The 26,375-nt window shown below is 62.7% G+C and carries 33 protein-coding genes and 1 pseudogene; 15 read left to right on the forward strand and 19 right to left on the reverse strand.

The genetic code is table 11. The features are described 5' to 3' along the window. Positions 1–134 precede the first annotated feature (134 nt). The 4 genes from KLP42_RS27090 to KLP42_RS02675 are packed head-to-tail and all read left to right on the forward strand — an operon-like array spanning position 135 to position 2,812. Complete coding sequence (locus KLP42_RS27090) at positions 135–257, forward strand: hypothetical protein (RefSeq protein WP_286675427.1); 123 nt, start codon at positions 135–137, stop codon at positions 255–257. Beyond that, a complete protein-coding gene (locus KLP42_RS02665) occupies positions 254–1,024 on the forward strand; it encodes a metal ABC transporter ATP-binding protein (protein WP_252192703.1) in 771 nt (256 codons plus the stop codon). Before KLP42_RS27090 ends, KLP42_RS02665 begins: the two co-directional genes overlap by 4 nt. Continuing rightward, positions 1,021–1,893 carry a metal ABC transporter permease gene (locus KLP42_RS02670; RefSeq protein ID WP_215564542.1) on the forward strand — a complete coding sequence of 291 codons (873 nt, stop codon included), beginning with the start codon at positions 1,021–1,023 and terminating at the stop codon, positions 1,891–1,893. The genes KLP42_RS02665 and KLP42_RS02670 overlap by 4 nt, the downstream gene beginning before the upstream one ends. Before the next feature lie 19 nt (positions 1,894–1,912). Continuing rightward, a complete protein-coding gene (locus tag KLP42_RS02675) occupies positions 1,913–2,812 on the forward strand; it encodes a metal ABC transporter substrate-binding protein (RefSeq protein ID WP_215564544.1) in 900 nt (299 codons plus the stop codon). A 214-nt stretch (positions 2,813–3,026) separates the two neighbouring features. Here the strand turns inward: KLP42_RS02675 and KLP42_RS02680 are convergent, their stop codons facing one another. The 15 genes from KLP42_RS02680 to coxB all read right to left on the reverse strand — a co-directional run bounded on the left by KLP42_RS02680 (position 3,027) and on the right by coxB (position 13,707). Then, positions 3,027–3,335, reverse strand: a complete 309-nt coding sequence (locus KLP42_RS02680; protein WP_215564546.1) for a Dabb family protein — start codon at positions 3,333–3,335, stop codon at positions 3,027–3,029. A gap of 52 nt (positions 3,336–3,387) precedes the next feature. Next, on the reverse strand, positions 3,388–3,828 hold the full coding sequence (rnhA, locus tag KLP42_RS02685; RefSeq protein ID WP_215564548.1) for a ribonuclease HI: 441 nt from the start codon (positions 3,826–3,828) through the stop codon (positions 3,388–3,390). After that, positions 3,825–4,796 (reverse strand): homoserine kinase, encoded by a 972-nt coding sequence (locus KLP42_RS02690; protein ID WP_215564550.1) that lies wholly within the window; start codon positions 4,794–4,796, stop codon positions 3,825–3,827. The genes rnhA and KLP42_RS02690 overlap by 4 nt, the downstream gene beginning before the upstream one ends. A gap of 132 nt (positions 4,797–4,928) precedes the next feature. Continuing rightward, complete coding sequence (locus KLP42_RS02695; RefSeq protein ID WP_215564552.1) at positions 4,929–5,255, reverse strand: type II toxin-antitoxin system RelE/ParE family toxin; 327 nt, start codon at positions 5,253–5,255, stop codon at positions 4,929–4,931. Position 5,256: 1 nt separating this feature from the next. Next, positions 5,257–5,502 (reverse strand): type II toxin-antitoxin system ParD family antitoxin, encoded by a 246-nt coding sequence (locus tag KLP42_RS02700; protein ID WP_215564554.1) that lies wholly within the window; start codon positions 5,500–5,502, stop codon positions 5,257–5,259. A 179-nt stretch (positions 5,503–5,681) separates the two neighbouring features. Further along, a complete protein-coding gene (gene ispH, locus KLP42_RS02705; protein WP_215564556.1) occupies positions 5,682–6,686 on the reverse strand; it encodes a 4-hydroxy-3-methylbut-2-enyl diphosphate reductase in 1,005 nt (334 codons plus the stop codon). Between the two features lie 4 nt (positions 6,687–6,690). Further along, positions 6,691–7,056 (reverse strand): DUF1304 domain-containing protein, encoded by a 366-nt coding sequence (locus KLP42_RS02710; protein ID WP_215564558.1) that lies wholly within the window; start codon positions 7,054–7,056, stop codon positions 6,691–6,693. A gap of 68 nt (positions 7,057–7,124) precedes the next feature. After that, positions 7,125–7,889: an SURF1 family protein gene (locus KLP42_RS02715; protein ID WP_215564560.1), complete on the reverse strand. Its 765-nt coding sequence runs from the start codon at positions 7,887–7,889 to the stop codon at positions 7,125–7,127. After that, the gene (locus tag KLP42_RS02720; protein ID WP_215564562.1) at positions 7,858–8,241 is read right to left on the reverse strand and encodes a DUF983 domain-containing protein; all 384 of its coding nucleotides are present in this window, start codon (positions 8,239–8,241) and stop codon (positions 7,858–7,860) included. The genes KLP42_RS02715 and KLP42_RS02720 overlap by 32 nt, the downstream gene beginning before the upstream one ends. Positions 8,242–8,376: 135 nt before the next feature. Beyond that, positions 8,377–9,252 carry a cytochrome c oxidase subunit 3 gene (locus tag KLP42_RS02725; protein ID WP_215564564.1) on the reverse strand — a complete coding sequence of 292 codons (876 nt, stop codon included), beginning with the start codon at positions 9,250–9,252 and terminating at the stop codon, positions 8,377–8,379. Between the two features lie 58 nt (positions 9,253–9,310). Further along, positions 9,311–9,943, reverse strand: a complete 633-nt coding sequence (locus KLP42_RS02730; protein ID WP_215564567.1) for a cytochrome c oxidase assembly protein — start codon at positions 9,941–9,943, stop codon at positions 9,311–9,313. A gap of 22 nt (positions 9,944–9,965) precedes the next feature. Next, positions 9,966–10,100 carry a cytochrome c oxidase system small membrane protein gene (locus KLP42_RS02735; RefSeq protein ID WP_502941261.1) on the reverse strand — a complete coding sequence of 45 codons (135 nt, stop codon included), beginning with the start codon at positions 10,098–10,100 and terminating at the stop codon, positions 9,966–9,968. Beyond that, positions 10,100–11,056, reverse strand: a complete 957-nt coding sequence (locus KLP42_RS02740; protein ID WP_215564569.1) for a heme o synthase — start codon at positions 11,054–11,056, stop codon at positions 10,100–10,102. The genes KLP42_RS02735 and KLP42_RS02740 overlap by 1 nt, the downstream gene beginning before the upstream one ends. Positions 11,057–11,119: 63 nt before the next feature. Then, positions 11,120–12,814: a cytochrome c oxidase subunit I gene (gene ctaD / locus KLP42_RS02745; RefSeq protein WP_215564571.1), complete on the reverse strand. Its 1,695-nt coding sequence runs from the start codon at positions 12,812–12,814 to the stop codon at positions 11,120–11,122. A gap of 14 nt (positions 12,815–12,828) precedes the next feature. Then, entirely contained in the window at positions 12,829–13,707 is an 879-nt protein-coding gene (gene coxB, locus KLP42_RS02750; protein ID WP_215564573.1) for a cytochrome c oxidase subunit II, read from the reverse strand. A gap of 305 nt (positions 13,708–14,012) precedes the next feature. On the opposite strand from coxB, the gene KLP42_RS02755 reads away from it, so the two are divergent. After that, positions 14,013–14,594 carry an invasion associated locus B family protein gene (locus KLP42_RS02755; protein ID WP_215564576.1) on the forward strand — a complete coding sequence of 194 codons (582 nt, stop codon included), beginning with the start codon at positions 14,013–14,015 and terminating at the stop codon, positions 14,592–14,594. A 447-nt stretch (positions 14,595–15,041) separates the two neighbouring features. Here the strand turns inward: KLP42_RS02755 and KLP42_RS02760 are convergent, their stop codons facing one another. Then, positions 15,042–15,890 carry a peptidoglycan-binding domain-containing protein gene (locus KLP42_RS02760; RefSeq protein WP_215564578.1) on the reverse strand — a complete coding sequence of 283 codons (849 nt, stop codon included), beginning with the start codon at positions 15,888–15,890 and terminating at the stop codon, positions 15,042–15,044. A 242-nt stretch (positions 15,891–16,132) separates the two neighbouring features. Here KLP42_RS02760 and tldD point away from each other — a divergent pair, with 242 nt between their 5' ends. From tldD to KLP42_RS02780, 4 genes and pseudogenes are all read left to right on the forward strand, one after another. Beyond that, positions 16,133–17,548: a metalloprotease TldD gene (gene tldD / locus KLP42_RS02765; RefSeq protein WP_215564580.1), complete on the forward strand. Its 1,416-nt coding sequence runs from the start codon at positions 16,133–16,135 to the stop codon at positions 17,546–17,548. A 9-nt stretch (positions 17,549–17,557) separates the two neighbouring features. Continuing rightward, a pseudogene (locus KLP42_RS02770) lies at positions 17,558–18,031 on the forward strand (GrpB family protein); the annotation flags it as partial. 6 nt (positions 18,032–18,037) lie between these two features. Continuing rightward, a complete protein-coding gene (locus KLP42_RS02775) occupies positions 18,038–18,472 on the forward strand; it encodes a bleomycin resistance protein (protein WP_215564821.1) in 435 nt (144 codons plus the stop codon). A gap of 12 nt (positions 18,473–18,484) precedes the next feature. Then, the gene (locus KLP42_RS02780) at positions 18,485–19,171 is read left to right on the forward strand and encodes an HAD family hydrolase (protein WP_252192705.1); all 687 of its coding nucleotides are present in this window, start codon (positions 18,485–18,487) and stop codon (positions 19,169–19,171) included. Here the strand turns inward: KLP42_RS02780 and KLP42_RS02785 are convergent. Further along, positions 19,158–19,460, reverse strand: a complete 303-nt coding sequence (locus tag KLP42_RS02785) for a nucleoside triphosphate pyrophosphohydrolase family protein (RefSeq protein WP_215564582.1) — start codon at positions 19,458–19,460, stop codon at positions 19,158–19,160. The two genes, KLP42_RS02780 and KLP42_RS02785, sit on opposite strands and share 14 nt — an antisense overlap. 195 nt (positions 19,461–19,655) lie before the next feature. Between KLP42_RS02785 and KLP42_RS02790 the strand changes: the two genes are divergently transcribed. Both KLP42_RS02790 and KLP42_RS02795 read left to right on the forward strand, forming a co-directional pair. Next, the gene (locus tag KLP42_RS02790; protein WP_215564584.1) at positions 19,656–20,447 is read left to right on the forward strand and encodes a sulfite exporter TauE/SafE family protein; all 792 of its coding nucleotides are present in this window, start codon (positions 19,656–19,658) and stop codon (positions 20,445–20,447) included. 112 nt (positions 20,448–20,559) lie between these two features. Continuing rightward, positions 20,560–21,615: a polysaccharide deacetylase family protein gene (locus tag KLP42_RS02795; RefSeq protein WP_215564586.1), complete on the forward strand. Its 1,056-nt coding sequence runs from the start codon at positions 20,560–20,562 to the stop codon at positions 21,613–21,615. Positions 21,616–21,654: 39 nt separating this feature from the next. Here KLP42_RS02795 and pdxH read toward each other — a convergent pair whose 3' ends face one another. Beyond that, a complete protein-coding gene (pdxH, locus tag KLP42_RS02800) occupies positions 21,655–22,275 on the reverse strand; it encodes a pyridoxamine 5'-phosphate oxidase (protein ID WP_215564588.1) in 621 nt (206 codons plus the stop codon). Positions 22,276–22,339: 64 nt separating this feature from the next. On the opposite strand from pdxH, the gene KLP42_RS02805 reads away from it, so the two are divergent. From KLP42_RS02805 to KLP42_RS02820, 4 genes are all read left to right on the forward strand, one after another. Continuing rightward, entirely contained in the window at positions 22,340–22,792 is a 453-nt protein-coding gene (locus tag KLP42_RS02805) for an RT0821/Lpp0805 family surface protein (RefSeq protein ID WP_215564590.1), read from the forward strand. Between the two features lie 281 nt (positions 22,793–23,073). Beyond that, positions 23,074–24,288: a J domain-containing protein gene (locus KLP42_RS02810; protein WP_215564592.1), complete on the forward strand. Its 1,215-nt coding sequence runs from the start codon at positions 23,074–23,076 to the stop codon at positions 24,286–24,288. 133 nt (positions 24,289–24,421) lie between these two features. Next, on the forward strand, positions 24,422–25,240 hold the full coding sequence (fabI, locus tag KLP42_RS02815) for an enoyl-ACP reductase FabI (RefSeq protein ID WP_215564594.1): 819 nt from the start codon (positions 24,422–24,424) through the stop codon (positions 25,238–25,240). A gap of 23 nt (positions 25,241–25,263) precedes the next feature. Then, positions 25,264–25,854: a histidine phosphatase family protein gene (locus KLP42_RS02820; protein ID WP_215564596.1), complete on the forward strand. Its 591-nt coding sequence runs from the start codon at positions 25,264–25,266 to the stop codon at positions 25,852–25,854. Positions 25,855–25,890: 36 nt separating this feature from the next. On the opposite strand, the gene KLP42_RS02825 is transcribed toward KLP42_RS02820, so the two are convergent. After that, positions 25,891–26,151 (reverse strand): DUF1344 domain-containing protein, encoded by a 261-nt coding sequence (locus KLP42_RS02825; RefSeq protein ID WP_215564823.1) that lies wholly within the window; start codon positions 26,149–26,151, stop codon positions 25,891–25,893. Positions 26,152–26,375: the final 224 nt, after the last annotated feature.

Below are 26,375 nucleotides of genomic sequence, written 5' to 3' on the forward strand. Positions count from 1 at the left end.
GTTTTGCCTGACCCCGAAGATCAGGAGAACAGACATTGCGGGTGGTGCGCTTTCCCGAAGCCTGCCCTTGCCTTCATCTTGCCGCATTCGTTATAACATAACGTCGTTACAAAGTTACATGGCGAAGGCGCAGCATGTCCGGTATTCCCTCCCCCTCCAGCCTGTTGCAGCAGGCGGCATTGACGCGTGTGGCGGTCGCCCTTGTCCTGATCGGCGGGCTGTGGCTGGCCATCGGCTGGGCGGTTGCATTGCCATGAGCGGGGCCGGCAAGGACGCCATGCAGCGTGAGGGCGCGGCGCTGACCCTGCGGGATCTGACGGTCGCCTATGACCGGCATCCGGCCGTGCATCATGTTTCCGGCACGCTGAAGGCCGGGAGCCTGACAGCGATTGCCGGGCCGAACGGGGCGGGAAAATCCACGCTGCTGAAGGCCATCGTCGGCGAACTTCACCCGGCGGAAGGCTGCATCGAACACGGACTTTCCGCCCGCGAGATCGGCTATCTGCCGCAGGCGGCCGAAATCAACCGGCGGTTCCCGATCAATGTGCTGGATACGGTGCTTCTGGGCGACTGGCACCAGAGCGGCGCTTTCGGGCGCGTGGCAAGGGCGGCCCGCGACAGGGCTCATGAGGCCCTCTCGACCGTCGGCCTCGAAGGCTTCGAACGGCGTCCGATCGGCTCGCTGTCGGCCGGCCAGTTCCAGCGCGTGCTGTTTGCCCGCCTGCTGATGCAGCAGGCCCGGCTGATCCTGCTCGACGAGCCGTTTACCGCGATCGATGCCCGCACCACGCAGGATCTGCTGGCGCTGGTCACCCGCTGGCATGGCGAGGGCCGCACGGTGGTGGCCGTGCTGCATGATTTCGACCAGGTGCGCACGCATTTTCCGCAAACCCTTTTGATTGCCCGCGAACTGATCGGCTGGGGGCCGACCGAGGAGGTGATGGCGCCGGCCAACCTGCTCAAGGCGCGCGCCATGGCCGAGCGCTGGGATGAGAACGCCGCCGTCTGCGAGCCAGCTGCATGAGCCTCTACGATCTCTTCCTCGCCCCGCTTGCCGATTACGGCTTCATGCGCCGGGCGCTTGTCGCCTGCCTCTGCCTGTCGCTCGGCTGCGGGCCGATCGGCGTCTTTTTGATGATGCGGCGAATGAGCCTGATGGGCGATGCGCTCAGCCATGCGGTGCTGCCGGGGGCGGCGATCGGTTATCTGGTGGCCGGGTCGCTCTCCTTGACCGCCATGGGGATCGGCGGACTGATTGCCGGGCTTTCGGTGGCGCTGCTCGCCGGTGCCGTTTCGCGCGCGACGAGCCTGGCCGAAGATGCCAGTTTCGCCAGCTTCTACCTCACTTCGCTCGCGCTCGGCGTGCTGATCGTATCGTTGCGCGGCTCGAATATCGACCTGCTGCATGTGCTGTTCGGCACGATCCTCGCCATTGATTCCGAAGCGCTGACGCAGATCGGCGTGATCACCTCCGTGACGCTGGTGGCGCTTGCGATCATCTACCGGCCGCTGGTGGCGGAATGCTTCGATCCCGGCTTCCTGCGTGCCGTCGGCGGGCACGGGCCGCTTTATCACGTCGCCTTCCTGGTGCTGGTGGTGCTGAACCTCGTTGCCAGCTTCCAGGCGCTCGGCACGCTGATGGCAGTCGGCCTGATGATGCTGCCGGCGGCAATCGCGCAGCTGTGGTCGCGCAACCTGCCGGTGATGCTGGTGGTTGCCTCCGGCACGGCGCTGGTTTCCGGCTATCTCGGGCTGATCGCCTCATACCATCTGGAGCTTGCCTCCGGCCCGACGATCATCGTCACCGCCGCGCTGTTCTACGGCCTGTCGATCCTCATCGCGCCGTCCGGCCTTGCCCGGCGCTATTTTCCCCGCCCGCATCTGACGGGCTAACCTGAAGGAGAACCCTCCGATGTCACTCCGCCATCTGCTTCTTTCTGCAGCGGCCATTCCCGCCATGCTTGCCTTCAGCGCCCCGGTTTCCGCCGCTGAACTCAAAGCCGTCGCCTCCTTCACAGTGCTCGCCGACGTCGTTCACCAGGTCGGCGGCGACAAGGTGCGGGTGGCAAGCCTCGTCGGCCCCGATGGCGACCCCCACGAATTCGAGCCCTCACCGAGCGACGCCAAGAAGCTGAAGGAGGCCGATGTCGTCTTTGTCAGCGGCGAGGGCCTCGAAGGCTGGATGGACCGGCTGATTTCGGCCTCCGGCTTCAAGGGCAAGCCGGTGACCGCCTCGGAGGGCATCAAGACCCGCACCATGGAAGAGGACGGCAAGACGGTGACCGATCCGCATGTGTGGAACAGCCCGGTCAATGTGAAGGTCTGGGTCGCCAATATCGAAAAGGCGCTCTCCGCCGCCGATCCGGCTTATGCCGCCACCTTCAAGGCGAATGCCGAAGCCTATACGAAAAAGCTCGACGCCATGGACGCCTATGCGCGCGAAAAGATCGGCAAGGTGCCGGAAGACCGCCGCAAGGTGCTGACGAGCCACGACGCCTTCGGTTATTTCGGCCGTGAATACAAGGTGACCTTCCTCGCGCCGCTCGGTGTCTCCACCGAAAGCGAAGCCTCCGCCACCGATGTCGCCAAGCTGATCGACCAGATCAAGGCCGAACACGTAAAGACCTATTTCTTCGAAAACTCCAACGATCCGCGCCTCGTCAAACAGGTGGCCAAGGCGACCGGCGCGGAACCGGGCGGCGAGCTCTATGTGGAAGCGCTGTCCAAGGCCAAAGGCCCGGCACCCACCTATGAGAAAATGTTCCGCTACAATGTGGACCAGCTCGCCGCTGCGATGAGCAAAGGCAGCTGAGTTTTATTGGGGGCTGCCGATGCGGCGGCCCCTTACTTCGTTTTTGAGGGCTCCCCCTCTGGCTGCCGCCATCTCCCCCACAAGGGGGGGAGACCGCGAGTGGCATCGAGTTGCCCAAATCGATCCGCTATCGGTGATGGAGCGCCAGGCGGAGCGGCCGGGTTAGCCCCTCCCCCTTGTGGGGAGGGGTTGGGGAGGGGTTTTCAGCCGTCTCTCACACCTCCAGATCGAACACCAAAAGCCCCGCCAAGCCGCCGTCGCAGGCGGTGACGATGCGGTCGCCGACGGCCATGTGGTCGGGATGGGCGAGATAGGCGTCACGCGCCGCCGCATCCTCGAAGGTCACGGCGAAACCGTCACGGAAGCCGCCACTCAGGCCTTCCGGCGAGACGTTCGGCCCCGTCTTGATGCTGACGATGCCGGGGATGATCGCCTGGAGTTTTGTGAGATCCTCGAAGATCGATTGTTTATCGGCTGCCGGCAGCGACGCCTTCAGCCTCAGAAACACGCAGTGCAGGATCATGGTTTTCCTCCCTCGCCTGCCGCAAGCCTTCACGAGGCCACGGTCAATTCTGTCAGCGCGTCTTGAACGGCGCCATGCCGAGCCGCGCCAGTTCGTCGGCCCGTTCGTTTTCCGGGTGGCCGGCATGGCCCTTGACCCAGTGCCACTTGACCTTATGGCGCTGGTTGGCTTCATCGAGCTGCTGCCACAGCTCGCCATTCTTCACCGGTTTTTTGTCGGCGGTCTTCCAGCCGTTCTTCTTCCAGCCGAAAATCCACTTGGAAATGCCGTCCATCACATATTTGCTGTCGGTGTGCAGATCGACCTCGCACGGGCTTTTCAGCGCATTCAGCGCTGTAATCGCCGCCAGCAGTTCCATGCGGTTGTTGGTGGTGTCCGCCTCGCCGCCATAAAGCTCCTTCTGCACTTCGCCATAACGCAGGATGGCGCCCCAGCCGCCCGGCCCCGGATTGCCGGAACAGGCGCCATCGGTAAAGATCTCCACCTGTTTCATGCCGAAACCTCCAGCCCGTATTCGGTGGGCGAGACGATGGCGCGGTGGAAGCGCAATTTGCGCAGGTATTCGAGCGGGTCCTTCTTCACCACCAGCGCGCCTTCCGGCGTCATCTGCCAGTCGTAGAGACGGGTAAGGAAAAACCGCAACGCCGAACCGCGCGCAAGAATCGGCAGCGCCGCCCGTTCCTCCGCCGAGAGCGGCCGCACCGCCTGATAACCGGCGAGCATCGCCGCACCCTTGGCAAAATTGTAGGAACCATCCGGCTGGAAACACCAGGCATTCAGGCAGATCGCCACGTCATAAGCGAGCAGATCGTTGCAGGCGAAATAGAAGTCGATGAGGCCCGACAGTTTGTCGCCGAGGAAAAACACATTGTCCTGGAAGAGATCGGCATGGATGACACCGGCCGGCAGATCTTTCGGCCAATGGCCCGAGAGATGATCCAGCTCGTCGCCGATCTCCGCCTCCAGCCCTTCCTGCACCTCGTCGGCGCGGGCGGCGGCCTTCTGCCACAGATCGATCCAGCCATCGAGCGACAGCGCATTGGGACGGCGGATGGCAAAATCGGCCGCCGCCAGGTGCATTTCAGCGAGCGCCCGGCCCACATGCTCGCAATGAACCGCCTCCGGTTTTCTGAGCCACATGCCTTCGAGGAAGGAGATGAGCGCCGCCGGCCGGCCGGACAGTTCTCCCGTCAGCTTTCCGTCATGGCGCGGCAAAGGCAGCGGGCAGGACAGGCCCTTTTCCGCCAGATGCTGCATCAGGCCGAGGAAAAACGGCAGATCGCCGGCATCCACGCGCTTTTCGTAAAGCGTCAGGATCAGCGGGTCCTTTGTCGTGTGCAGCAGGAAGTTGGAGTTTTCCACCCCTTCGGCAATGCCCTTGTAGGAGGTGAGTTCTCCCACATCATACTGGGCGAGGAAGGCCCTCAGATCGGTTTCGCTGATATCGGTATAGACGGCCACTGGTTCTGCCCCTGCAACTTGATGGCTGATCTCCCAGCCAGTCTCGCACAAGGCATACACAGGGGGATGGCAGACTGGCTAGTCCCATGGACGGGATGGGCACAGGAATTGGGGGCGGGGCGGAACTGACGCTTACGCACGATCATCTGTTGGCGGGATTTCGCGGAAATAACTGTCGATGTCGCGACGCCCGTGCAGGATATTGATCACCTCAAATGAGTCGTCCCTGTAGCGAAAGAAGATCACGTAACCCTGAAAGACCTGACTGCGAATATCTGTGCCGAGTTCCGGGCGCGGCCGCCCGATAATGCCAGGCAAAACGGACAGATCACGACATTTTCGGCGTATGCGATCAACGAACGCGCGTGCTGCAATAGCGGAGCCGCTCTGCTCCGCAATGTAACGCAACGTGATGATCAGGTCGCGTTTTGCGCTACTGAGAAAGACAAGGCGTGGCACATCAGTAGCCGTTTTTGATGAGAGCTTCCACCTCAGTGTCCAAAGCTGAACCGACATCCTCGTCGCTGTTGGCACCGCCTTCTGCAATCGACGCAGCCAGGGTGTCGCGTAATGCCTTCAGACGGGCTTCACGTTCCTCCACAAGCCGAAGGCCTTCCCGCACAACCTCGCTGGCAGAACCGTAACGACCCGATTCAACCGTGGCCTCGACAAACTTTTCCCAGCGTTCGCCAATGGAAATGTTCACCCGAACCTCCTTCAATAACACGGACTGCGCATAATATGTTATTGAACTCGGATGGGGTCAAGTAAGGCCCTTAGCCTGACCGTTCCTGTCTTACGCCCCGGCCCTTCGCCCTTGGCTCGCGGCGCGCTCGCAGTTCAAAGCGCTCCAGTGGAGCGTTTTGTCGGCTGGCGCCTGCCCCCTCACCCGTTCACCCAGGCCATATCCTCGCGGGTGAGTTCGATGTTGCGCAGTTCGCGATTGACGAGGAAATGCTCGTTCTCTTCCGCCGTGATTGCCAGTTCCACCTTGGCGTCGAACCGTTCCCGGAAGGCCTCGATGATCTCGTCGACGATGACCTCCGGTGCGGACGCGCCGGCGGAAATGCCGAGCGTGCGGATCTCGCCGACCTGCGACCAGTCGATTTCGGATGCCCGCTGGACGAGCAGCGAGCGGGTGGCGCCGGCGCGCAGGGCCACTTCCACCAGCCGCTTGGAATTGGAGGAGTTCGGTGCGCCGACGACGATGAAGAGATCGCAGCCGGGGGCCGCCTGCTTGACCGCCTCCTGCCGGTTGGTCGTGGCATAACAGATGCTGTCGGCGGCGGGTGCGGTGAGGTTCGGAAAACGCTCCTGCAGCTTGGCGATGACGCCGGCCGTGTCATCCACCGAAAGCGTCGTCTGCGTGACATAACCGAGATTGTCCGGATCGGTGGGCTGATAGGTTTCAGCATCCTCGATGGTTTCGATCAGCGAAACCGTGCCTTCCGGCAACTGCCCCATCGTGCCGATCACCTCCGGATGGCCGGCATGGCCGATCAGCACCACGTGGCGGCCAAGCCGCTGGTGGCGCATGGCCTGCTTGTGCACCTTGGAGACCAGCGGGCATGTCGCATCGAGATAGAAGAGATTGCGCGCCTGCGCATCCTCCGGCACGGATTTCGGCACGCCATGGGCGGAAAACACCACCGGCTGCTGGCGATGTTCGGCCGGGATCTCGTTCAACTCCTCGACAAAGATCGCGCCCTTGGCCTCGAGGCCCTCGACCACATAGCGGTTGTGCACGATCTCGTGGCGCACATAGACCGGCGCGCCATAGGCCTTCAGCGCCAAGACGACAATCTGGATCGCCCGATCGACACCGGCGCAAAAGCCGCGCGGTCCGCACAGGCGGATGGTCAGCGGCGGTCGGTTCACATGCATGTTCATTCAGTCAACCTGCAATCAGGACGGCAAGAAAAGCGAGCCCCGCCGGAAGCGCCTGAATGACGAAAATCTTCCGCGAGGCCGTTGCACCCCCATATAGGCCAGCGACCAGCACGCAGCCAACAAAAAACAATTTGAGCTGGAAGGCAAAGGCCGGATCGGGATGCACAAGCGCCCAGATGAGGCCCGCCGCGAGGAAACCGTTGTAGAGCCCCTGGTTAGCGGCCATCACCTTCGTCGCCTCGGCGCGCTCCGGCGAGAGGCCAAACGCCTTGCGACCCTGCGGCTTCGTCCAGAGAAACATTTCGAGCACCAGAATATAGACATGCTCGAGCGCCACCAGCGCCACCAGCAGGTTCGAAACGACTGTCATGAAAACTCCCCCTCTTCAAAAACGCCGGTTGCGCTCCCCGCCGGCAAGGATCACGCAGCCCCTCGCCTTTATGGCTTGCGCCGGAACAGCATCAGGCCCGCCACCGCCACCAGCGCGGCGGCCAGCCCGTACCAGGTGACGGCATATTGCAGATGGTTGTTCGGCAGGTCGAACTGGGTCACCCCGCCCTTCGGCAGACCGCCCGGATTCCTCACTGTCGCATCGGCATCCACGAAGAAGGGCAGAACCGTGGCGGGGGTGAGGCCGGCGCTTGCCGTCATCACCTGCCAGTCCTTCCAGTAGAAGATATTTCTTCCCGGTTCGTTGTCCGGCAGCAGCGAGGACGGTTTTGCGCCCAGGCGGTTCCGAACATAGCCGGAAAGCATCACCACACCTGCCACCTGCCCCGCAGCGCGCGTGTCCGCCTCCTTCAGGTCGTACGGCACGAAACCGCGATTGACCCAGAGAAACCGGTCATCGGCAAGCGACAACGGCGTATAGACGTAAAAACCGCTCTGGCCTTCGAAGGTGGCAAAGAAGTGCCGCTCGCGGGCGTGATCGAAGGTGCCGCTGACCCGCACATGCAGATATTCGCCGTCTTCGCCCTTCGCGATCACCTGCTCTGCGACGGCCAGATCGACGGGATCGGCATTGCGGCGGCTGTCGATCTGCGCCAGGAGCCCCTCCTTCCAGTAGAGCCGCTGTACCTGCCAGGTGCCGAGCGACAGAAGGATAGCGAGCGCCAGCAGCACAATCGCACCGGTCGCAATGATCTTCGTCCTGCTCATCACGGCTTTCGGCTCATTCACGGTCGATCCGGCCCTCGCTGGCATTGTGCTTATATTGCAGCGCGATCAGCAGGCCCTTCAGCATCCGCAGGCTGCCGAGGCAGACAATCACGGCGAAGGGCAGCGTGACGATGACATGCAGAAAGACCGGCGGATGGAAGGTGAATTCGAACCAGAGCGCAAAGCCGACGACCAGAAAGCCGACAAGCAGCATGACAAACACCGCCGGACCATCACCGGCATCGGCAAAGCCGTAATCCAGCCCGCAGGCGGTGCAGCGGGGCCTCACCTTCAGAAGCCCATCGAACAGTCTGCCCTGACCGCAGCGGGGGCAATGACCACGCAGGCCGGTGGAAACGGCATGCTGCGGCGGATAATGTGCCTGGTCCTGTGGCATCGTGTCGATCCTTTCTGCGCGCCCGGCATGGCAGCTGGCTGAAGGCGCCTAACTGAAAAGGGGCGGTATTACCGCCCCTCGCATTGTCAACGGTCAAAGCCGGCCGCTCAATCCCGACCGCTCACTCCCGGCCCCTCAATGCGCCAGCGGTGCGCCCCAGCCGCCCCAGATATAGATGGCGAAGAAGAGGAACAGCCAGACCACGTCCACGAAGTGCCAGTACCAGGCGGCGGCTTCGAAGCCGAAATGCTTCTGCGGCGTGAAGCCGCCATTGATGGCGCGGATCAGGCAGACCAGCAGGAAGATGGTGCCGACGAAAACGTGGAAACCGTGGAAGCCGGTCGACATGAAGAAGGTCGCGCCATAGATCGAATTCTTGAAGTCGAACGGCGCGTGCATGTATTCGTAGACCTGCACGAAGGAGAACAGCACGCCGAGCGCCACCGTCAGCGCCAAGCCATTCACCAGGCCCTTGCGGTCGTTGTGCAAGAGCGCATGGTGCGCCCAGGTGACACAGGTGCCGGAGAGCAGCAGGATCACCGTATTGTAGAGCGGCAGGTGCCAGGGATCGAGCACCTCGATGCCCTTCGGCGGCCACTGGCCACCGGTTGCGCCCACACGACTCGCCTGGATTGCCTCGTTGGCATAGAGACTGGCATCGAAGAAGGCCCAGAACCAGGCAACGAAGAACATCACTTCGGAGGCGATGAACATGATCATGCCGTAGCGCAGATGCAGCGACACGACCATCGTGTGGTGCCCCTCACGGCCTTCCCTGATCGTGTCCGCCCACCAGCCGACCATGGTATAGATGAGGATGGCAAGGCCGATGAAGAAGATCCACGGATTGGCGAGATTCATGCCGAAGATGTGGAACTCGCTGCCATGCAGATAGCGCATGTAGCCGACACCGCCGAACGTGACGACGAAGGCGCCGATCGAGGCCATCAGCGGCCAGATGCTCGGGTCTATGATGTGGTAATCGTGTTGTTTCTGGTGCGCTTGCGCCATGTGATCAGTCCCCGATGTTTCTCCTCAAGCCCTCCCGCTCGCGCGGCAGAACCCTCTCTCACAACTTCTTCCCGCCGTCCGCCTTCTCATCCCTCAAGCCGGCGACCGGCTTTGCCCCCTGGCTGGGATAGAAAGTGTAGGACAGCGTGATATTCCTGATATTCTTGGTTTCTTCCGCCTTGACGATTTCCGGATCGACGAAGAACACCACCGGCATGTCGAGCGTTTCGCCCGGCTTCAGCGTGGTTTCGGTGAAGCAGAAACACTGCACCTTGTTGAAATAGGCGCCCGCTTCCATCGGCGTCACATTGAAGACGGCCGTGCCCGTCGTCGTCGTCGCGGAACGGTTCGTCGCCTTGTAGCTGATCTGGATGGTCTCGCCGATCTTCGGCTCCACCATCCGGTCCACCGGCTTGAAGTCCCAGTTCAGGCCACTGGACGTGTTGGCATCGAAGGTGACGCGGATGGTGCGGTCGAGCACGGTATCCGAATATTGCTCGACGCGCTGCGTGGTGCCGTTATAGCCGGTAACCTGACAGAACAGCCGGTAGAGCGGAACCGCGGCATAGGCGGCGCCCACCATGCCGCAGACGAAGGCGACGCAGCCGGCCAGGATCGCGCTGTTGCTGACACGGCGATTGCCGGCGGGCTTGCCTGCCTCGTTGATCCTTGTCTGCTGCTGACTGGCCATCCCGTTCTCCTCCCCGTCCCGTTCAGCCCATTCCGCCCAGCTTGATGATCGTCACCACGTAGAAGAGGAGAACGAGCGCCGCGAGCACCACGCCGAGCGCCACATTGCGCCCGCGCCGCGATTTCTTCTGGGCCTCCGTCGGTCGGATCGTCTCGATCACAGCAAGCCTCCCAACCGGCCGATGACGTGCTCGCCGTAATGGCTTGCGATCAGCCCCGAGAAGATCGCGAACAGATAGAGCACCGAGTAGGCAAACATCCGCTTGGCGGCGGTCATCTTCTGGTCGCCCTCCGGCATGCGCCAGACGGCGAGGGAACAGACGATGAAGATGGCGCCGAGCAGTGCGGCAAACAGGCCATAGCCCCAGCCGACCAGCCCGGTGACGGCCGGCACGACGGCAATCGCGGCCGTCAGCACGGCATAGGCGACGATCTGGTGCTTGGTGGCGCGTTCGCCGGCCACGTTCGGCATCATCGGAATGCCGACGGAGCCGTAATCGCGCATCTTGAACAGTGCAAGCGCCCAGAAATGCGCCGGCGTCCACAGGAAGATGATGAGAAACAGCACGACGCTGTCGAGCGACACGCCGCCCGTCACGCAGGCCCAGCCGATCATCGGCGGAAACGCACCGGAGGCACCGCCGATCACGATGTTCTGCGGCGTGGAGCGCTTCAGCCACATGGTATAGACCACGGCATAGAAAAAGATGGTGAAGGCGAGCAGGCCTGCCGCGAACCAGTTGACCACCAGGCCGAGGATCGCCACGGAAAAGGTTGCGAGCGTCATGCCGAAGGCGAGCGCCTCCTCCGGCCGGATGCGGCCGGCGGGAATGGGACGGCGGGCAGTGCGCGTCATCACCGCATCGATATCGGCATCGTACCACATGTTCAGCGCGCCGGAGGCCCCCGCCCCCACCGCGATGCACAGAATGGCAATGGCGCCGATCACCGGATTGATGCTGCCGGGCGCCAGAAGCAGCCCGGCAAAGGCGGTGAACACCACCAGCGACATCACGCGCGGTTTCAGAAGCTCGAAGAAATCGCGCGCTCCCGCTTCGGAGAGGCGCACCTGCTCCTCCCCCCGGAGATCTGCGTGATTGTCGATGGTGACCATTGTCATTCCTGCTGTTTATCGTCGTTCAGCGGCGCGGACCGGGGCCCGCGCCGGACAGTTGTTTCACTTGATGCGGGGAAGCTGCTCCCACTGGTGGAACGGCGGCGGCGAGGACAGCTGCCATTCCAGCGTGGTCGCACCTTCGCCCCACGGATTGTCGCCGGCGACGCGCTTCTTGGCGAAGGCTTCCCAGACGCAGTAGAGGAAGATCAGGACGCCGACGAAGGAGATATAGGAGCCGATCGAGGAAACATAGTTCCAGCCGACAAAGGCATCCGGATAATCGATGTAGCGGCGCGGCATGCCGGCAAGGCCGAGGAAGTGCTGCGGGAAGAACACGAGGTTCACGCCGACGAACATCACCCAGAAATGCAGGTTGCCGAGGGTTTCGGAATACATGTAGCCGGTCATCTTCGGGAACCAGTAGTACCAGGCCGCGAAGATGGCGAAGACCGCGCCGAGCGACAGCACGTAGTGAAAGTGGGCCACCACGTAATAGGTGTCGTGCAGCGAGCGGTCGAGGCCGGCATTGGCGAGCTGGACGCCCGTGACGCCACCGACCGTGAACAGGAAGATGAAGCCGATCGCCCAGATCATCGGCGTGCGGAAGGTCAGCGACCCGCCCCACATGGTGGCGATCCAGGAGAAAATCTTCACGCCCGTCGGTACCGCGATAACCATCGTGGCAAAGACAAAGTAGCGCTGCGCATCGAGCGACAGGCCGACCGTATACATGTGGTGGGCCCAGACGATGAAGCCGACGGCGCCGATGGCAACCATGGCATAGGCCATTCCGAGATAGCCGAAGACTGGCTTCCTGGAGAAGGTCGAGATGATGTGGCTGATGATGCCGAAGCCGGGCAGGATCAGGATGTAGACTTCCGGGTGACCGAAGAACCAGAACAGGTGCTGGTAGAGGATCGGGTCACCGCCGCCTTCCGGCGCAAAGAAGGTGGTGCCGAAGTTGCGGTCCGTCAACAGCATGGTGATGCCGCCGGCAAGAACCGGAAGCGACAGCAGAAGCAGGAAGGCCGTAACCAGCACCGCCCAGGCAAACAGCGGCATCTTGTGCAGCGTCATGCCCGGCGCGCGCATGTTGAGGATGGTGGTGATGAAGTTGATCGCACCGAGGATCGAGGAGACACCCGCAATGTGCAGCGCGAAGATCGCCAGATCGACCGCCGGCCCCGGATGGCCGCTCGTTGCCAGCGGCGGATACATGGTCCAGCCGCCGCCCACGCCATAGGCGCCTGCCGGGCCTTCCACGAACATGGAGAGCAAGAGCAGGATGAAGGCAGGCACGATCAGCCAGAAGGAAATGTTGTTGAGGCGCGGGAAGGCCATGTCCGGCGCGCCGATCATGATCGGGATCATCCAGTTGGCAAAGCCGCCGATCATCGCCGGCATGACCATGAAGAAGATCATGATGAGGGCGTGTGCGGTGGTGAACACATTGTACATGTGCTTGCCGCCGTCGATCGCCGCGTCACCCTCGAAACCGTAGACCATGGCGGCAAGGCCATGGAAGATCTGGATGCCGGGCTCCTGCAGCTCCATGCGCATGAAGACCGAGAGCAGGCCGCCGATGATGCCGGCAAAGATCGCGAAGATCAGGTAGAGCGTGCCGATGTCCTTGTGGTTCGTCGACTTGAACCAGCGATCGAAGAAGCTCAGCTTGTGGTCATGATGGTCATCATGGGCATGCGCGCCATCGGCGACGCGGGCGTGATGACCGTGATCGGTCGAATGTCCAGCCATTGTCCTCACTCCCCTTAGTTCGACGCGACGGCAACGGCGCGTGCCGGCGCATCGGTTGCGGCCATCAGCTGGCGATAGGCGCCGGGCAGATCGGAGCCGGCAGCGGCAAGCCAGGTCTTGTACTGGTCTTCGGAGACCACGCGGATGGCGATCGGCATGAAGGCATGGTCCTTGCCGCAGAGTTCGGAACACTGGCCGTAATAGAGGCCTTCCTTCTCGGCGCGGAACCAGGTCTCGTTGAGACGGCCCGGCACGGCATCGATCTTGATGCCGAAGGCGGGCATGGCGAAGGCGTGGATCACGTCGGTGGGGGCGGCCGTCACCAGCATGCGCACGGTCTTGTTGACCGGCAGCACCAGTTCGTTGTCCACCGCCAGCAGGCGCGGATAGCGGGCGCGATCTTCCTTGCCGGCCTTCTCGCGGTCCTTGTCGGCCAGCAGGTAGCTGTCGAAGCCGACCGGATTTTCCATGCCTTCGTATTCATAGCTCCACAGCCACTGGGTTGCCGTGGCCTTCACCGTCACGTCCGGATTTTCCGGCATGGTCAGCTGGGCGTTGAGCAGATTGAAGGACGGGATCGCCAGGAAGAGCAGGATGAGAACCGGGCCGAGCGTCCAGACCACCTCGATGGTGGTGTTGTGGCTGGTGCGCGACGGCACCGGATTGGCACTGGCGCGGTAGCGCACCACGACCCAGACCAGAAGCGCCAGCACCAGCAGCGTGATCGGCACGATGAACCAGAGTGTATAATGCGAGAACCACTTGATCTCGTGCATGATCGACGTTACCGGCTGCTGGAGGTCCAGCTGCCACGGCACTGGCTGGTCCGCTCCCGCCCCCGAAGCGAAGAGCAGACAGATCGTCGCAGCAATGGCTGCAAAGGCTCTGTTCATCACGATTTCTCTCCCCAAGCGTTTGATCTGGATCAGATCGCCACGCAATTTCCCAAGCTATAGCCTATCGGTTCAATCACAGTTTGCCAACTGCCGCAATATGCGCCAAGGGGTTCATCCCCGTTGCCCCGTGCGGCATTTTTGCGCGTTGTCAATTCCGGGGGAAAGAATGGTGTATGGTGGTTGCCGCAAGCTTGCCGGCGGCTCCGCATTTTCGCCGCACTCAACTGAAAAGACGTCAGGGCTTTTCATTACCCCGCCCGGCGACAAGAATAGCACGACTGATTCGAAAGACAGAGGTATTCATGCGTTTTCCCTTCCTGCGTGCCGCCACGCTGGCAGCCCTCCTACCGGGGCTCCTGCTTGCAAGCGTCGCCATGGCACAAGCGCCGCAGGCGGGAGACAAGCAGGCCCGGCCGCAGACCTCGCAGCCGCAGCCCCTCTCCCCCCAGCAGCAGGGCAATGTGCGCGGCAATCACGGCGCCTGGTCGATCCTGTGCGACAAGCCCGCCGGCTCCTCGGTGGAGCAGTGCGCGCTGATGCAGAACGTGGTGGCCGACGACCGTCCGGAAGTGGGCCTCTCCGTCGTCATCCTCAAGACCGCGGACCGCAAGGCGCGCATCCTGCGCATCCTCGCACCGCTCGGCGTGCTTCTGTCGGATGGCATGGAACTTTACGTCGACGGCAAGAACATCGGCCGCGCCGGCTTCACCCGCTGCTTTTCCGAGGGCTGCTATGTGGAGGTCGGCATCGATGACGAATTGATGCGCATCCTGCGCGCCGGCAAGAGCGCCGTCTTCGCGCTGCGCGAATCCGCCGACCAGGACCGCATCGGCATCCCGATCGAACTGACCGGCTTTGCCGACGGCTATGACGCCCTGCCCTGATCCGGTGCCAGCAAGTGTCGCACGTTACGGATCGGCACCGACGCCGATATAGATGCTGATAATTCTCCGAAAAGGAGAAAGTTCATTGAGCAGAATTTTTATGTCGATGTTGGTCAAATTCTCCCGCCACATCCGCATTATTGATACCAAGGATGCGAATTTCTGCAGTTCCGCGAGCGGGGAACCTCCTGAAGCGACATCAACGTCACATGTGATTGCGAATACTGCAGTCTCTCTGCTCGACAATAATAAGCCCGCCCTCCCGAAGATCCAGAACATCCCACCTTACAGGCTCACCACTGTCAGCATCGCAGCGACCAGACGAATGCCCCTTCACGATACCTGCCACAGCGCCTTTCAAAGACAATTCGGAGGCATGCACACGACAGTCAGCAGACGCGATATCAGCCCAACCCAATAAAACAGACAGGCAGAGCAGCACGGATCTCATCTGACCAGCACCCTGTTGAAATCCGGAAGCGGCAATGAATTCGGCACGATTTCAAGATGCCAGCACTGGTTTGATTTTTCAGTCTCGTCCAGCAATTTCTTAATGTAGCCCCTCTTTTTTAATTCATTCAACTCACTTCCAAATCGTTTCTTGCTAAAAGTTTGGCCAGAAACTGATTTCGTGCTTCCTACGCCGATATCAAAAACATTTAAATTTTCATAATCATCATTTCTAGAAATATGATTGGAAACCTTTACCCCTTTTTCGTATAACTCTTCTATTTTTTTTCTCATAAGCGAAACAACATCCTGCGATTTTCCGGAATTTTCCTTGTAAACATCGAGCACCAAATCTCCAAATTTACCATATAGCGCGTACTGAGCTCGCAAGTCCTTTCTGGCGTTTTCATACATCAGTCTAGCCTGCTCATCAGCGGTCCGAAATGTATCCGTGATAACCGCACCGTTCATTCCAGCCTTTCGCACTGCCCAAGCGACAACGGCAATAGAGTAAGGACTGACGAGTCTGCGATTGGGAGGGACCGTAGACTTGTAAGAAACGACTTCAGAGATCGAGTGTGCCGGATGCAGTTTCGCCATCTCGTTCAATTTCTCGAACGTCATCCCCCCGGGGCTCATTCGCCCATCTGGCAACAGCAATTGAACGACCTGACGCTGAAACTCGTAAATAGCATTGAAGGTCGCAGGCCCCGCCACTCCATCAACAACGAGCGGATTGACACCAGACATTTTGTCAATGACCTGATTAATTTTCCGCTGAACAACAAAAACGTCCTGACGTTGATTGGCACACCCCTTGCCGACGGATGCAAATATATTGTTCAAAACACGCCACCACTCCAGAAAAACATGTATATATGGAAATTTACCGTATTTTTGTTTATTTTCAAGCAGACAACGTCACGCATCTGCCCTCCGTCGCGAGAATATTTCTCTCAGTCTTTTAGCGTTCTGCGAAAAGGCACTGACAAGATGTAAAGCCGCTTGACATTAAGGGCTCACCACCCACGTTGGGCACAGTGACCAAGCCCACCCGACGACCGCCTCTCTTCACGAAGGACGTTTTGATGACCACCGACCTGATCTCCCTCTTCGACTGTGACGAGACGCGCCTGCGCAGGATGCTTGCCGAGGCGCTTTCCGGCGCGGATGACGGCGAGTTGTTCATCGAGCACGCGCAGGCCGAATCGCTCTCTTTCGACAATGGCCGCCTGAAGGGCGGTTCCTTCAATACCGATCAGGGCTTTGGACTGCGCGCGGTGGCGGGCGAAGCGGTGGGCTATGCGCATGCAGGCGAGCTCTCCGCCGCCGCCCTGTCGCGTGCGGCGGATGCGGTCGGCGCCGTCACCCGCGGCTATTCAGGTTCCTATGCGGCGGCACCCCAGCGCACCAACAAGAAGCTTTATGGCGACGGGAACCCGATCGGCCAGCCGTCCTTCGAGCAGAAGGTGGCACTGCTGACCGAGATCGACGCCTATCTGCGCGCCCGGGACCCGAAGGTGCGGCAGGTGACGGCAACCGTCGCCGCCAGCTGGCAGGTGGTCGACATCCTGCGCGCCGACGGTCACCGCGTGCAGGACGTGCGGCCGATGACGCGCATCAGCATTTCCGTGGTGGTCGGCGATGGCGACCGGCAGGAAAGCGGTTCCTTCGGCACCGGCGGACGCATCGGTTTCGGCGATTTCGTCACCGGCAGCAACTGGCAGGCAGGCGCGGACGAGGCGCTGCGGCAGGCGCTGGTCAATCTGGAGGCCATCGAGGCACCGGCCGGCACCATGGATGTGGTGCTTGGCAATGGCTGGCCGGGCGTGATGCTGCACGAGGCGGTCGGCCATGGGCTGGAAGGCGATTTCAACCGCAAGAAGACATCCGCCTTTGCGGGTCTGCTTGGCGAAATGGTGGCGAGCCCCGGCGTCACCGTGGTCGATGACGGCACGATCGACAACCGCCGCGGCTCGATCACCATCGATGACGAGGGTACGCCGTCGGCCTATAACGTGCTGATCGAGAACGGAAAACTGGTCGGCTACATGCAGGACCGGCAGAATGCCCGCCTGATGGGCATGACGCCGACCGGCAACGGCCGCCGCCAGGGCTATGCCCACCAGCCGATGCCGCGCATGACCAATACCTACATGCTTTCCGGCGACAAGACGCCGGAGGAGATCATCGCCTCCGTGAAGAAGGGTATCTATGCCGTTTCCTTCGGCGGCGGGCAGGTGGACATCACCTCCGGAAAATTCGTGTTCGGCTGCACGGAAGCCTATCTGATCGAAAACGGCCGGATCGGCGCGCCGATCAAGGGCGCCATGCTGATCGGCAACGGCCCGGATGCGATGAAGCGCGTCTCGATGGTCGGCAATGACAGCAAGCTCGATACCGGCATCGGCAATTGCGGCAAGGCGGGCCAGTGGGTGCCTGTCGGCGTCGGCCAGCCGCATCTCCGGATGGATCAGGTGACGGTGGGCGGCACGAAGGCGTGAGGCCGGACCATGGCGACGCGGGTTGAAATCGTTGATTACGACCCGGCCTGGCCGTTGGCGTTCGAAAGAGCCAGCACCGAATTACAGCAGCTTCTCGGCCTGCCGGCCTCGGCAGTGGAGCATGTCGGCAGTACATCCGTGCCAGGTCTTTGCGCCAAACCGCTGATCGATATGGACCTAACTGTAGCAGACCCTGCCGACATTCCGGCTCTTGCTGATTTGCTGGAGAAATCCGGCTACCAGCCGCGCGGTTCGCGACACGGCGACGGCGTCTTCGCCTTCCTGATGCTGGGCCATCCCGCTCGACGGGTCTATCTCTGCCCACCCGGCAGCCGGACCCATCGCGAGCGTGTCCTCTTTCGCAATGCTCTGAGAGCCGATCCGCATCTCGCCTATGCCTATCGTGTCCTGAAGCAGGAACTAGCGAGGCTCCATTCCGGGGACGGCGACCTCTACACGGCCGCCAAGGGCGATTTCATCCGCCAAGCCATCAACAGGGCCACCGCTTCCGAAAACGCGCTCGTTCCCGAACTGGCGGTGACGGACTGGCTGAAAAGTCGGGCCTTCTATGTCGATCTCATCGGCTTTGAAACTCTCTACGAGCGCCCCGAGGAAGGATTTGCCTTTCTGACGCTCGGCACTGCGCAGTTGATGATCGACCAGATCGGCATGGGTCGGACGTTCGACGACGAGAGACCCCTCGTGCCGCCGCTCGGGCGCGGCCTCAATCTCCAGCTTCGCGTGCCGGACGTGTCAGCGATCGTCGCGCGTCTTCAGCGTGCCGGCCATCCACTTGCCTTGCCGGTGGAGGAAAAGTGGTATCGTCGCGACGATCACGAGGTTGGCAACCGCCAGTGCCTCGTCGCCGATCCGGACGGTTACCTCTTGCGACCGTTTCAGGATTTGGGTATCCGGCGTTTTTGAAGGCAAGATCCGATGTCCATGCTGCCCCGCCCGCCGAAAGCCGTCATCTTCGATATGGATGGCCTGTTGCTCGATACCGAAATCCTCTATCGCCGCTCGATCATTTCCGCCGCTGCCGAAGAGGGCCTGCCGATCGGGCCATCGATCTACGAGGGCATGCTGGGCAGGCCCTGGGTCAGCATCGCGGACCTTTTGCGGGAGCATTATGGCGAAGCGTTCGATGCCGATGGCTTTAGGGCGGTGTGGCTTGCGCATTTCGACCGGCTGCTGGAAACGGAACTGCGGTTGAAGCGCGGCGTCACCGCGATGCTCGATCTTCTCGACCGGCTGGGCCTGCCGCGCGCCGTCTGCACCTCCTCGGCCCATTTCCAGGTCAAGCATCACCTTGGCGAACTCGGCATTCTGGAGCGCTTTCATCAGGTGGTGGCGCATGGCGATTATGCCAATGGCAAGCCTGCACCCGATCCCTATCTTGCCGCGGCAGAGCGACTGGGCGTTGCGCCGGGGGACTGTCTGGCGCTGGAGGATTCCTTCAACGGCATCCGCAGCGCGGCCTCCGCCGGCACCATGGCGGTGATGGTGCCCGACATGCTGCAGCCGACAGGGGAGATCCGGGCGCTGTGCGCGGCCATCGCCGAAAGTCTCGACCATTGCTGCGCCTTCTTCGACCGCCATCCGGCCGCCGTCACGCCGGCCTGAAGCGCCATTTGCGTTCCACCGCCGCGGCCAGATCGAGACCGTTCGCCCTGGCAAGCAGCAGGACATGGCCGAGCACGTCGGCGGTCTCGTCGGCCAGATCGCGGGCCAGATCCTCCGGCGTGCGCCCCTTGGGGCGGCCGCGACCGGTCACGCGGTTCCAGGCCTGCGTCAGCTCCCCCATTTCCTCCTGCAGCTTCAGCATGAACCAGTCGGGATCGCGCTCAAGGCCATTGGCCTCGGCATAGCGGCGCGAAGCCGCCTCGAAGGCGGTCATCAGGTCGTCGAGCATTTCGTTCTCCATTTGTTTACGGCAAGAGAGCCTGATTCGGTGCAAAGGTCCATGCCTGTTACGGTGCAAGCCGGAGATGCAGGCAGCCCTGCGGCGCGCCGGAGGCAAAGCCGCCGCCGGCGGGACGGGAGCCTCCCTTGACAGACCGGAGACGGCGCTCCAGACAGTGTGCTTGCCGCCACTGGTCCCGCCCGTATGTTCCTTTCCGCTTCCCTTGCCGCAGAACTCGAAAGCTTTTTCGCGCTGCATCCGCCGATGCAGATCGCCTTCCTGTTCTGCGCCGCGCTGACCGGCGGGCTGGCGCGCGGCTTTTCCGGCTTCGGCGGCGCGCTGATCTTCGTGCCGCTGGCCGGGGCGGTGGCGGGACCGCAGGCGGCCTCGCCGGTGCTGCTGGTGATCGACGGCATCATGACGCTCGGCCTGTTGCCGGATGCGTGGCGCCGGGCCAACCGGCGCGAGGTGGGCACCATGCTGATCGGCGCGCTGGTCGGCGTGCCCGCCGGTACGGCGCTGCTGGCATTTGCCCCGCAGATGGCGCTGCGCTGGGCGATCTGCGGCATCGTGCTGGCGCTGCTGGCCTTCCTGATCTCCGGCTGGCGATATCGCGGCAGACCGAAGCCGGCGCTCAGCATCGCCACCGGCGCGCTGGCCGGCCTGTTCGGGGGCGTGGCGCAACTGTCCGGGCCGCCGGTCGTCGCCTACTGGCTGGGCGGCGCCATCGAGCGGACGGTGGTCCGGGCCAATCTGGTGGTCTATTTCGCCCTTGCCTCGGTGATCTCCGCCACCTCCTATCTGAGCGCCGGCCTGTTGCGGCTGGATACGCTGCTGCTGGCCGCCGCCGTCGGCCCGGGCTATGGCATCGGCATTGCCATCGGTTCGCGCCTGTTCGGCGTGGCGAGCGAAGATACCTTCCGCCGCATCTGCTTCTGCCTGATCGCTGCCGCCGGCATCATCAGCCTACCGCTGCTCGACGGCGTGCTGCGCTGAGACCCGTGCGCCGGCAGCAGCCCGCCAAAGGCTACCTTCAGGAAGGCTTAAGCCTCCGCCGCTAGCCTGTGCCGACCGGAAAGCAGGGCGGAGGCGAAACGCGGCGGCGGGCATGAACAGCAGGATCGAAGCCATATGGCGCCGCAACCTTCGTCGCGGCCTGATCACCGGCGGTCTGGAGACGGCCGGCATTCTGGCGCGCGCCGGCGTTCTGCCGGAGGCGCGCGGGCGCGGCGCGATCTTCACCCTGCATCACGTCCGCCCGGCCGAGGCACGGCCCAGCGCACCGAACGCCCATCTGGAAGTCACGCCGGATTTTCTGGAGGCGGCGATCCTGCGGCTGAAGGAAGAGGGCTATGACTTCGTGCGGCTGGAAGATGTGCCGCGCCGGCTTTTCGAGCCACAGGAGAAGCCCTTTGCCTGCTTCACGCTGGATGACGGCTATCGCGACAATCTCGATCATGCGCTGCCGGTCTTCGAACGGCAGGGCGTTCCCTTCATGGTCTTCATCAACGAGGGCTTTGCCGATCGCACCCACACCATCTGGTGGGAAACCCTGGCCGATCTGCTGAACGGCTGCGAGCGCCTGCGCTTCGATTTCGGCACTGGCGAGGAGGAACTGGATCTGTCGACCGGCACCGCCAGGCTCGATGCCTTCGACCGCTTCGCGCGCTTCATCGAGCGCGACTGCGAGGCGCAGGCGGTTTCGGCACTCGATGCCCTGGCGCGCCGGCACGGCATACAGCCGCTGGAGATCACCCGCCGCCTGACGATGGGGCGCGACGACCTGACGCGTCTCGCCCGCCATCCGCTTGCCTCCCTCGGCGCCCATACGGTGAGCCATCGGGCATTGCGACGGCTGACGGACGCGGAGGCCCTGCAGGAAATGCGCCGCTCGGCCGACTGGCTGGAGAACCTGACCGGCCGGCGTCCGAGGGCGATCGCCTATCCCTATGGCACGCAGGCCACCGTTTCCGAGCGCGAGCAGGAGCTTGCCCGCCGGCTGGGCTTCGATATTGCCGTGACGACGCAGCCCGGCACGGTCTGCGAGCGCGATGCCGGCCGACTGACGGCCCTGCCCCGCATCTCGCTGAACGGCTATTATCAGGAGCCCCGCTATGTGGCGGCGCTCGCCTCGGGCATTCCCTTCGCGATGGGGGCCGGCTGAACGCCACCGCCGTCGCCGGTCGTGCCGCCTGCGCCCCGGTCAGGGATACATGCGCACCTTCGCCCAGTCCTCGCCCGGCGCGGCGCGACGAAACTCCACCCGGTCATGCAGGCGGAAGGGCCGGTCGTGCCAGAACTCGATGGAGGTCGGTTCGATGCGGAAGCCGGACCAGTGGCGCGGCCGCGGAATCTCGCCGATCGCATAGCGGGCGGTATATTCGGCCACGGCCTTTTCCAGCGCAAAGCGGCTTTCCAGCGGCCGCGACTGCTTGGAGGCCCAGGCGCCGATTCGGCTGCCGCGCGGGCGCGAGGCATAATAAGCATCGGCCTCCTCGTCGGACACCACGCTTACCGGCCCGCGCAGGCGCACCTGCCGGCGCAGCGATTTCCAGTGGAAGCACATGGCCGCCTTCTGCTGGCCGAGAATTTCACGGCCCTTCTGGCTTTCGAAATTCGTATAGAAAACGAAGCCCCGCTCGTCGAACCCCTTCAGCAGCACCATGCGCACATTAGGCAGGCCGTGCTCATCGACGGTGGCCAGCGCCACGGCGTTCGGATCGTTGATCTCGGAACCTTCTGCATCCTTCAGCCATTCTGCGAAAAGGGCGTAGGGTTCGCTTTCCAGGGTGAAGTCACCGCTTGTTAACCGATCTTCAGACATATTGACTAAAATGCTCCCGATCTGATCAAATCAACCCGTGAACCGTTTCCGGACTGGACGCAAGGTGGCAGTGACAGCAAAGACAAACAACCGCACCCGGACGCCGCTGTCGCTTCTGCTCAATGCAGCCATTGTAGTCCTCCTTGCTGGCTCGGTATCCGGTTGCACGAGCGGCGCCTTCGACCTGTTCGACAGCTCGCCCAAGGTGGACCGGAGCCTTTCCACGTCGACCATTCCGAAGCGCTCCGAAGAAGCGGTATCCGACGAGGTGACGGTGCGCAATGCCGTGACCTCCGCCGACCTGTCGAAAATAGGCGCCTCGCCCCTGCCTTGGGCCAATACGGCAACCGGCAGCGCCGGCGTCGTCTCCGGCATCCGCGAGGCGAAGGTGTCGGGGCAGTTGTGCCGCGGCTTCGTCACCACCCGCCATTCCTATGACGGCATCGCCAAGTTCACCGGCCAGGCCTGCATGGTCGACAGCGGCGACTGGATGCTGACCTCCTTCGAACGCCAGTAACGCCGAACACAGACGGGCAGCCCGCATGTCCGGCGCCGGGCCGTGCGCGGCCATGGCCCGCCGCGGCGCAATGCATGACGCGCGCTTACCTTCCCTTAAGCTTAATTTTACTGTCCCGGCGGCGTAAATCCTCTTTAGAGAGTCCTGCTCCTATTCTGCGCGGCATAAGCCAGGGGTCGACAGTCCGTCTTGCGGAACCTGTCGGGCCGGCACGAGTTGTTTGACCTTCGGCGCACCCGGTCATTCCGGTGTCGCGCAGGGAACCGAGTTGGTGGATTGTGATGCGCGACCCCTATTCCCTTCTGGGCGTTCAGAAAGACGCCGGGCCCGACGAAATAAAGGCCGCATGGCGGTCCAAGGCCAAGACGCTGCACCCGGATCACAACCAGGGCGATCCGCTGGCGACCCGGCGTTTCGCCGAGGTGGGCCAGGCCTATGAAGTGTTGAAGGATCCGGACCGCCGCCGTCGCTACGACCGGGCGGTGGAGACGCAGCAGACCATCATGCAGCAGCGGGAGGCGGCCCGCCAGGCGGAGGAGCGCGCCCGCGCCGCCCGCGCCAATGCGGAAAAGGTGATGGAGGAACTGGCCCGCGCCAATGCACAGCGCGCCCAGAACCAGGCCCATGCCCAGGGCACCGCCGGCCCCGGCACGCTGGGCAGCGAGCAGGAAAGCCCGGAAGACATCATCAACCGCATCTTCGGCTCCCCTTCCGATCCCCGCCCGGCCACTGGACAGGGGCAAGGCCAGAGCCAGAGTCAGGGTGCGGGTACGGGTCAGGCCCAGCCGCACGGCCCGTCGCAGGCAAGGGCACAGCAGGCACCGCCGCGCCCCGACGCCGCCGCCCCCGAACAGGCACAGGCCGCCGCCGGTGCCGAAGCGAAGGGCGACCCGTCCGGCCAGAAGGCGCCGCCGCCCCTTCCGCTGCAGGCGATCGAACTGCTCTCCGGCCTGATGCGACGCATCCGCGGCAGCACGCCGCCACCGGAAAAGGCACCGGATCTCATCGCCACCGCCACCGTATCGCTGAACGACATGCTGCAGCTTGCCCCGGCCACGGTCTCGCTCTCGGACGGGCGCGAGGTGCGCCTGCCCCTGGAAGCCGGCATGACCGACGGCCATGTCATCCGCCTGCCCGGCCAGGGACTGCGCATTCCCGGCACCCAGCGCGGCGATCTGGTGGTGACGCTGCGCATTGCCCGCGACGAGCGCTTCCGCGTCGAGGGCCACGACCTGCACACGGTGCTGCCCATCTCGCTGGAGGATGCGGTTCTTGGCACCGAAGCCGAGGTGGAAACGCCGGGCGGCCGGGTTGCCGTCTCCATTCCCGCCTGGACCGGCTCGGACCAGAGCCTCAGGATCGCGGGCCTCGGACTGCACAGGGAGGTCGGACAGCGCGGCGACATCGTGGTCGAGGTGCGCGTCATTCTCTGGGAGAAACCGGACCCGAAGGTGATCGACCTGATGCGCCACATGCGCTACGGCCTCTTCGTGTGACGGTTTTGCGACGTTATCCAACATCGCGCACCCATTGTTACGGAGCCTTACAGGAGATGATCCGCGTCAAGCTTGAACGCGGGGGCGGGCTATGCCATAGGCAAAATTCGTCTAAAGTCTCAGGGGATAGAGTATGGCTCAGGCAACCGGCCTCATGGCAGGCAAACGCGGCATCATCATGGGTGTTGCGAACAATCGTTCCATCGCCTGGGGAATTGCCAAGGCCATTCATGCACAGGGCGGCGAAGTGGCATTCACCTACCAGGGTGACGCGATCAAGAAGCGCGTCGAGCCTCTGGCCGCCGAACTCGGCGCGACGCTCGCCGGCCACTGCGACGTCAGCGACGAAGCCAGCATCGATGCCGTCTTCGCCGACATCGAACAGCGCTGGGGCAAGATCGACTTCCTGGTGCACGCCATCGGCTTTTCCGACAAGGACGAACTGACCGGCCGCTATATCGACACCTCGCCGGAAAACTTCTCCAAGACCATGCAGATCTCGGTGTTTTCCTTCACCTCGGTTGCCCGTCGCGCTGAAAAGCTGATGACGGACGGCGGCTCCATGCTGACGCTGACCTATTACGGTGCCGAAAAGGTGATGCCGAACTACAACGTGATGGGCGTTGCCAAGGCCGCGCTTGAAGCCAGCGTGAAGTATCTCGCCGTCGACCTCGGCCCGAAGAACATCCGCGTCAACGCGATCTCGGCCGGCCCGATCAAGACGCTGGCCGCCTCCGGCATCGGCGATTTCCGCTACATTCTGAAGTGGAACGAGTACAATGCGCCGCTGCGCCGCACGGTCACCATTGACGAAGTGGGCGATGTCGGTCTCTACATGCTCTCCGACCTGTCGCGCTCGGTCACCGGTGAGGTGCACCATGCCGACAGCGGCTACCACGTCGTCGGCATGAAGGCGGTGGACGCGCCCGACATTTCCGTCGTCAAGGACTGAGGTCTAACGCCAGGACAGGCACCGTGCTCATCTACATGATCCGCCACGGGCAGACCGACTGGAATGCCGAAGGCAGGCTTCAGGGCCAGAAGGATATCGGCCTCAACGACACGGGGCGCGCCCAGGCGCGCCACAACGGCGAGACATTGCGCACACTTCTCACCGATCGGGTGGAGGCCTTCGATTTCGTGGCCTCCCCTCTCTCCCGCACGCGGGAGACCATGCAGCTCGCCCGCCAGTCGATCGGCCTCGATCCGCTGGCCTACCGCACCGACGAACGGCTCATCGAACTCTCCTTCGGGGATTGGGAAGGCCACACGCTGGAGGAAATCCGGCTGCTGGCACCGGAGCGGCTGAAGGCGCGCTCGCGGCAGAAGTGGAGCTTCATTCCGCCCGGCGCCGATGCGGAAAGCTATGAAATCCTCTCCTGGCGGATCGGTGCCTGGCTGCAATCGGTGGAACAGCCGACCGTCTGCGTCAGCCATGGCGGCGTTATCCGCTGCGTGCTGAAACTGGTCGGCGGCTGGGACGAAATGGATGCGGCGCGCTGCGACATCCATCAGGACCGCGTTCTCGTCATCGAACGCGACAATGGCCGCGTCGAGTGGCTCTGACGCGCGCCGACCGGCTGCATGCGTCAGGCGGCGGTCTTACTGGACGATCTGCAGGTCATCCACCACGCGGCTTCCATCGACGATGGTATAGAACACCACCACCTTGACGCCCGAGGCCAGCCCGTCGAAGTTGAACTCCTCCGGCACCTTGTAGACCTTGCCGTCATCCAGCGTCAGGCTCAGCTTCTTCTTGTCGATGGCCTTGATGGTGGATTCGACATCCATGCTCTGGGCAACCGTCGACAGCGGGGACAGGATGCTTGCGGTTGCAAGCAGTGCGGCGATCAGGAGGCGCATGGTGTAAGCTCTGGGCACATCGGCGAATGTTTTGTTTCGAAACATGTTTTGCCTTCCGATTATGGCGAAATTTGCCCGTCCGCATGGCATCCGGCACCTTATTGATGAAGACAATTTTTACAAATTGCAACCAACCGGCGGAAGCAGCCGCGAAATCGGCGGCCGCAGGCAATCCTCAGGCGTTGTCCGCGCAGGAAAACCCGGCGGTTTCCGTTTATCAGCGC

The organism is Rhizobium sp. CSW-27 (genome assembly GCF_018760785.1).
Taxonomy (GTDB): Bacteria; Pseudomonadota; Alphaproteobacteria; order Rhizobiales; family Rhizobiaceae; genus Neorhizobium.